Origin of the sequence: Sphingobium olei (assembly GCF_042678845.1) — a bacterium.
GTDB classification, from domain to species: Bacteria; Pseudomonadota; Alphaproteobacteria; order Sphingomonadales; family Sphingomonadaceae; genus Sphingobium; species Sphingobium olei.
The window spans coordinates 1-1818 of record NZ_JBHTLS010000048.1 but is presented as its reverse complement, the minus strand read 5'-3'; the positions used below and the strand labels follow the sequence as shown (position 1 = coordinate 1818).

1 protein-coding gene and 2 pseudogenes are annotated in these 1818 nt (G+C 52.7%); 2 read left to right on the top strand and 1 reads right to left on the bottom strand.

All coding sequences use genetic code 11. From position 1 onward, the window contains the following. Positions 1 to 110 (top strand): annotated as a pseudogene (locus tag ACFQ24_RS04005) (IS630 family transposase); the annotation flags it as partial. Between the two features lie 338 nt (positions 111 to 448). Further along, positions 449 to 1531: a hypothetical protein gene (locus ACFQ24_RS04000; protein WP_380909162.1), complete on the top strand. Its 1083-nt coding sequence runs from the start codon at positions 449 to 451 to the stop codon at positions 1529 to 1531. Between the two features lie 161 nt (positions 1532 to 1692). Here the strand turns inward: ACFQ24_RS04000 and ACFQ24_RS03995 are convergent. Then, positions 1693 to 1818: pseudogene (locus ACFQ24_RS03995) on the bottom strand (IS5 family transposase); the annotation flags it as partial.

Genomic DNA, 1818 nt, shown 5'->3' with positions numbered 1-1818 from the left:
GCGAGCGAACCGTCTCTGGACTGTGGGACCTCATCGGCAGGCTCGTCGACATCTTCAAGCCCGCCGAGTGCGCCAACTACTTCAGTTCTTGCGGATACGATCCAGAATGAACGGAAACCGCTCTAAGTGCCGTAATCCGCGCGGTGCCTGCCAATGATCCGAACGGCTCAGTCATGGACTTCAGGCGAAATCTCTTTTCCATTTTGCTCATACCGGACGCTCTTTTCCACATTTAGGGGCCGCCGGAAAACCCAGAACGTGTCAACTCGATTAGAGGTTCGCAATTGGCAGAATGCGCCGCTGTCGGTCTCTATGAGTTCAACGGGGTGCTTCTTGTAGAGCGTGGCGGTTGAAGCGACGGACAAGCTATGGTTCCCTCGGCCGGACGGACGGCGGCTGGACCGGTAAATTGCTACCTATGTGCTCACCTTTTTGTAAGAGGCCTATAATGAAGAAAATAACCGTTTGCGCTTTGCTGATGATAACTTCTTGCGGGTTAAAAGCAGATAAAGATGAAATCCTTTCAGAAGAAGAATCAAAGCATTTAGTTCAAAATAGTGATCTCAAAGCGCGTAGCATATACAGTGGTAAGATGGTTCCATCAACCTACAAATTCTATGGTGTCATAAGGTCTGTTCTCAACTTGCAGCCCCAACGTCCGGTTCAACACGCTGCAGCGATTGATGCTTACATCTTTAATGCATCGCCACAAGGATCAGCTCCCACCGAGCGCAATGCGGTGGGACTATTTGTGGCGGGCGTGAACGCCGTCGACCGATCAGCGACATGGGCCATAAACACCGCCCTCAACGATGCGGAAGTCAACGGCAGCGCAAGACTTCGCGGGCGTAAGCTAATAGGCTGGGAAGCAGACTTTGACATCAGTGGAGCTTCCACCGTGGAAGGCATGGCAATGCTCATTCAGGGCGCGGGTCAACCTGCTAACGCAAATGCGTTCCAAATAGGTCGGGCAGCAGGCGCAAAGGCAAAATGGACCAACGGGTATATCGTTAATGACGGAGCTGCCTCTTATGGTCTTCAAATTGGCGCGAACGGAGAGGCCGGCGCAAACGTCCCAGGCATCCCAAACATGTTCAGTTATCGCGACAAGGGCGCAACCCGACAGCAGATGAAATTGTCCGCAGTGAACGGCGCCTTTGACATCGGTTCGACTGAATATGCTGACCAGGTTTCCCTCTTCACCGGCAACAATAACGTTGGCATGATAGCGTCAGGTGGCAGCGCCAATGTGAATCTGAAATTGTCACCAAAAGGGGCAGGGTCAATTCGCCTGTCGAATAGTTCGGATGTAGATGTTCTTAGCGTTCAAGCAGACCGGGTGCGCCTTGGTGCTCCAGCAATGCTGAGCAATTATGCCGTCCGTCAGCTTCCTAAGTGCGACAGGGGAATGCACGGCGCAATGGCTGCTGCCGTCGACCTGAAAACGGTGAGCTACAATGCCGCGCCTTCTGGGGGGGGATCCTTCAGTGCGCCGGTATTCTGCAATGGAGCATCATGGACCATCCACTAATCGGCCTTCGAAGCTGATTTGCACCACTGAACTATAAGCGAGGCGCCGACTGCGAAAAGCCGATTTGTTCCTGCTCATAGTTCGACATGCTGGTACAGCAAAGCAGGTCGGTCAGTCGCGCGATTGCTCGGCAAAAAGACGCCATTAAGATAATAGGGACTCTAGGTTTCGTGGACAAAGGGTATCCATTGCAGGGCTGAGACGAGATTGACGAAGCCGAGGTAGGACTCTTTGGTTTTGTCGTATCGAGTTGCGATACGCCGCCAGTTCTTGAGTTTGTTGAAGAG